The sequence below is a fragment of the Candidatus Omnitrophota bacterium genome (assembly GCA_018894435.1).
In the GTDB taxonomy this organism is placed as follows: domain Bacteria; phylum Omnitrophota; class Gorgyraeia; order JAHIPI01; family JAHIPI01; genus JAHIPI01.
Window position 1 is genome coordinate 1 of sequence record JAHIPI010000037.1, and the last position, 4,999, is coordinate 4,999.

Genomic DNA, 4,999 nt, shown 5'->3' on the forward strand with positions numbered 1-4,999 from the left:
AGAAAAGTTATGGTTTACTATATAGTATGGTTTACCAATTGGTAAACCATACTATATAGGAGGGCGCATATATGTATATACCGGAAAAAAGGCTTATTACGAAAGTAGAAGATGCGTTTAAAAAACGCATTCCATTTCTTTCTTGCTGGAAGGTGGTGCGTAACAAAAAAACAAGAACGGCGGAGATAGATCTATTAATAACGGCCAAGGATAACAACCGGACCTATCATTTCTGCGTAGAGGTAAAAACGGCCGGCTACCCTCAGTACGTCAGGGATGCCAGCGTTATTCTGGAGAAATTCACGGAGACGAATTCTTCGTATTGCCCGGTTATAGCCGTTCCTTTTATAAGCGAGAGGGGAAAGAAAATATGCGATGAGCATAATATAGGTTATCTTGATTTCAGCGGAAACGCGAAAATAGCATGCGGGAACATATTTATTTACACCGAAGGGAAGGCACGCCCCAAAGACGTTGTTACCGAAAGGCAAACTTTATTTTCACCAAAAGCGGCTAGGATTACCAGGTTCCTTCTCGGGCAGCCCAAGAGTAGATGGACTCAGAAGGAAATTTCTGAGCTTACGGGATTGAGCAAAGGTATGGTTTCGCGCGTTATTCATAGGATGATAAAAATGGGGTACGTAACCGAGAAAGATAAAAAACTGGCGCCGACTAATTTCGACGATCTTTTTTCCGCATGGGCAGAATCCGAGATAAAACGGCGCGATAGAAAGAAAAGCTATTATGTGTGGACGCAAAATCCGGCTAAACTGATGAAAGTGGTGGCTGATAAACTTTCGCTCGGTAGAATAAAATACGCTTTTACACAGGAAGCGGGAGCCTCATTGGTGGCGCCATTTGCCACATTTGATATAGTCTCGGTATATGTCGAATCGCTTGATAAATTTCCGGGGAGATCGCTCTCCGCCTCGGAAGTTGATAAGGGGTTTAATCTTATGGTTATCGAAGCACCCGACGAGTATATATTTATGAAGTCCCGGGATAGAAGCGGCCTTAAGGTCGTAGACAATCTACAGCTTTACGCAGATTTAAAGAAAAATCCCCTGCGCGGCGAAAAGCAGGCCGGTCATATTCTGGCGCTTATCAAGAAAGAACTGAAATGAGAAACAAGACGTTTGATGATTATTCACCGGCACACCTTGTCAGGCTAAGGCGCGTCCTGGCAGGTATATATATAGCTTTTGGTCATGTATCGAAAAATTTCTATCTGGTAGGAGGCCTTGTGCCGGATTTATTAGTTACAAATAAACTGCCGTATCTAAAGGAATACCTAGGAACGCTTGACATAGATATCGCGATAAAGTTCGCTGTTGCCGAAAGGGGTAAATACAAAGATTTTTATAAGATTATGCGTTCTATGGGATTCGAGAAACAAAAGACAGGCGATGGATTGGATTTTATGAGTCATAGCTTTATAAAGTTTGAGGGCGGCTATAAACCAATAGTTATAGATTTAATAACCGATAACAGATTCAAGCCCGCTGCCGATAAATTGAAGGAGATAGCGCCTGATGTTGAGGCTGTGAAATTTCGCGGAGTATATTTGGTATTTAACGATTTTATTGAAAGGGATATCGGTTCGAGCCGGAAGAGAGCGATTAAAATAAAAATACCTAATGTAATACCTTTTTTGACATTAAAGGCATTTGCTTATTCGGATGAGGAAAATTCGGCTGCGAAAGATGCCTATGATATATGGTACACGATAGTAAATTTTAAGAACGGCCCGGTTTCCGTAAAAGAGGAATTGACGAAATATAAAGGCAATAAAGATGTGGGAGATGCCTTTAAGGCGATCCACCGCTACTTTGACGGCGAGGACTCAGCAGGAACGAAAGATGTTGTGAATATTCTGACTAACCGTTATGGTTTAAATAGAACCTTTGCGGTTAGAGAGGTAATCTATTCCATAAGCCAGTTATTTGTTAAGTAATTAATTGGAGCCCACTAGCACTGCTAGGAAACATTTATATTTTTATATTGCATTAAGTTATCAAATGTGTTAAATTACTCGTATGAAATGGCATGAATTTTTGAAAAAGGCAGGGAATCTGCCGGTCATCAATGTGGAGGTCCTTTTGGCCGGCGTGGCTGACACCCGTCCGGTCAAAGTCCAGATTAGCCGGTGGGTGAAGTCCGGCAAGCTCATTCAGGTAAAAAGGGGGATCTATCTTCTCTCTAAGGATTACCGGAAGAAAGATGTTTTTGAGCCGTATTTGGCGTCTATATTGATGAGCCCGTCTTATATTAGTCTGGAGAAAGCGCTTGAATATCACGGCCTTATCCCGGAGTCGGTGCCGGTTTATACTTCGGTTACTACCAAACGGCCGGCCAAATATGTTACAAAAGCAGGGATGTTTTCGTACAGGTGTGTAAAGAAACCACTTTTTTGGGGGTACGGTTCTGTTAGCGTAGACAGACAGACGGCATTTGTGGCTTTTCCCGAAAAAGCGCTGCTGGATTTGTTTTATCTCAACGGAATGAATATCTCGCCGGCATATCTTAAAGAATTAAGGCTGCAAAACACCGAAAAGATTGACACGGCCCGTTTTTTGGCTTTCGCGAAACGATTTAAAAGCCGCGGCATTATGACAGCCGCAAAGAGGGTCGTAAAATACATCACTAAAGAAGCGGAGAACCAAAAAACACTATGAAAGATTATGTCCTTGAACTTGCCGCCAAGCAGGACGGCCTGAACGCTAAAATGAACGTAATGCGCGAATACCTCCAGGCCTATACCCTTCGGATTATGCAGGATGAAGGGCTGTTTCATACTACCGCGTTTTTGGGCGGGACAGCGCTGAGATTTTTGCACGATTTACCGCGCTATTCCGAAGATATTGATTTTTCCACCGTCAAGGGGAAAAAGCATGACTTCGCGGCCCTTGTAAAAAAGATCAAGGAAGAACTGGTGTTGGCGGGATATTCCGTTGCCGTTACTTATAAGGACGAAAAGATCGTTCAATCCGCTTTCGTAAAATTCGACGGACTGTTAAAGGATGCCGGCCTGTCGCCTTTCAAGGAACAGAATATTTCGCTGAAGATCGAGATCGATACAAATCCGCCGGACGGAGCGATCTTCCGGACAGATATCGTGAACAAATATTTTCCCATTTCATTTTTGTCATACGACCTGCCATCGCTTTTCGCGGGCAAGAGCCATGCCTTGTTGAGCAGGGGATATACAAAAGGGCGCGATTTTTTCGATCTCGGCTGGTACCTTTCAAAGTGGAAAGACCTGAAGCCGAATATCGCTTTGCTTAATAATGCCCTCACACAAACCGGCTGGAAGCAGGACTATCCCACGGAGAATACCTGGCGGAATATTATCGGGGGCGCGGTAAATAAGGCCGACTGGGGAGAGGTAAAGAAAGATGTGGGGAACTTCCTTGAGCGTCCGGAAGACCTAAGCGTGTTCACGAAAGAGAATGTGCTTAAAATGCTTGAGAGGGCGTAGGGAGCCAGGATCAAAAATAGAACCATTCCCTGTTACTGACGAAAGGATACGCGGGCTTTGAGAGAGCATAGGCATAAATACGGTTGGCAGCCGGACATCCCGGATGAGCGCGACTTTCTCTATCGCGCCATAAGGCCGGTGATCCGCCTGCCGAAGAAAGTAAACCTGCAGGCCCGGTGCTCGAAAGTGGAGGATCAGGGAGATCTGGGAAGCTGTACTGCGCAGTCTTTGGCGGGCAATCTAGAATTCCTTGACAATGAGGCCGACGGGCAATATACCGACGTAAGCCGGCTTTTTATCTACTATAACGAACGCCTGCTCATGGACAGCGTAGATTACGACTCCGGCGCCTCGCTTCGCGTGGGTATAAAGACTTTGAAGAACGACGGTGCCTGCGAGGAGAAACTCTGGCCATATGTCATAGAGCGTTTCGACCAGAAACCACTCCAAAAGTGTTACACCGATGCCAAGGAGCACAGGATAACCTCTTACCACCGCATCAGCGGCCTCAAAGAGATGCTTGTCTGCCTTGCGGAGGGTTTCCCGTTCGTATTCGGATTTACGGTCTACGAGAGTTTCGAGAACCAGGCCGTGGCGCGCACGGGTGTAATTAATATGCCGGAAAAAGACGAGAGGGCAGTCGGCGGCCACGCGGTCATGGCGGTCGGCTATGACCAAGGCGTCGAGCGCTTCATCGTCCGCAACTCGTGGGGCGAGAAGTGGGGCAAGAAAGGTTATTGCACCATGCCGTTTGAGTATTTAGAAACGTTAGCGGCGGATTTTTGGACGATAAGGAAATAATGAGAAATAAAAAAAATTTCCATGCGACGGGCACATTAAGGGGCAAGTTATTATGAGCAATTGCTCATAATAAACGGGGGGTTTATTTGAAGCCAAAAGGAAGGCCCAAAAAGGTCCGTAGGATCGAAGAAGCGCCCCCAATTATGGTATTTAGCCCAAGGGGCAAGCCCGGAAGGCCTGATGAGGTCAATATAGCCTATGAGGAGTGGGAAGCCATAAATTTGGCGGATCATAAGGGCCTAAGGCAAGGAAAAGCCGCTATGCATATGGGAATCTCACGCCAGAGTTTCGGGAGGATTTTAAGCAGGGCGCACAGGATAATAGGAGATGCGCTTATAAACGGCAAGATAATAAGAATAGCAGGCGGTTCATATAAGATCACGAAAAAAGGGTCAATATAATTGAGATAATAGGAGTTCGCTAAAGGGGCCTTATAAACGGGCCCCTTATATAGAAAAAGGCAACGTCCTATAATATATCTTATGTAAACTACGATATGGGAAGTAAAATTACGTAACTCATTGTATACAATACGTTTACGTACATTATGATGTAACCTGTGGATAACTGCTGAGGGGTTTTAGAGGCTCAATATCATGGATAACGTTTATAATAGTTGTATCTTATTATATTTTATACGCCCCTCTTGATTTTTTGGCGTATATGAGGTATAATATAGGTGGATGGCGCAACTTAACAATGTCCCGTTTTCGGGTCCAA

The 4,999-nt window shown here is 44.8% G+C and carries 6 protein-coding genes; all 6 read left to right on the forward strand.

The window, feature by feature from the left end:
- Positions 1 to 71: 71 nt before the first annotated feature.
- On the forward strand, positions 72 to 1,124 hold the full coding sequence (locus KKI13_02650) for a MarR family transcriptional regulator (protein ID MBU4487951.1): 1,053 nt from the start codon (positions 72 to 74) through the stop codon (positions 1,122 to 1,124).
- Positions 1,121 to 1,954, forward strand: coding sequence for a hypothetical protein (locus KKI13_02655; protein ID MBU4487952.1), 834 nt, complete (start codon positions 1,121 to 1,123; stop codon positions 1,952 to 1,954). Before KKI13_02650 ends, KKI13_02655 begins: the two co-directional genes overlap by 4 nt.
- 82 nt (positions 1,955 to 2,036) lie before the next feature.
- Positions 2,037 to 2,675 (forward strand): type IV toxin-antitoxin system AbiEi family antitoxin domain-containing protein, encoded by a 639-nt coding sequence (locus tag KKI13_02660; protein MBU4487953.1) that lies wholly within the window; start codon positions 2,037 to 2,039, stop codon positions 2,673 to 2,675.
- Complete coding sequence (locus tag KKI13_02665) at positions 2,672 to 3,478, forward strand: nucleotidyl transferase AbiEii/AbiGii toxin family protein (protein ID MBU4487954.1); 807 nt, start codon at positions 2,672 to 2,674, stop codon at positions 3,476 to 3,478. Before KKI13_02660 ends, KKI13_02665 begins: the two co-directional genes overlap by 4 nt.
- 57 nt (positions 3,479 to 3,535) lie before the next feature.
- Positions 3,536 to 4,279 carry a C1 family peptidase gene (locus KKI13_02670; GenBank protein MBU4487955.1) on the forward strand — a complete coding sequence of 248 codons (744 nt, stop codon included), beginning with the start codon at positions 3,536 to 3,538 and terminating at the stop codon, positions 4,277 to 4,279.
- Positions 4,280 to 4,365: 86 nt separating this feature from the next.
- Complete coding sequence (locus KKI13_02675) at positions 4,366 to 4,680, forward strand: DUF134 domain-containing protein (protein ID MBU4487956.1); 315 nt, start codon at positions 4,366 to 4,368, stop codon at positions 4,678 to 4,680.
- Positions 4,681 to 4,999: the final 319 nt, after the last annotated feature.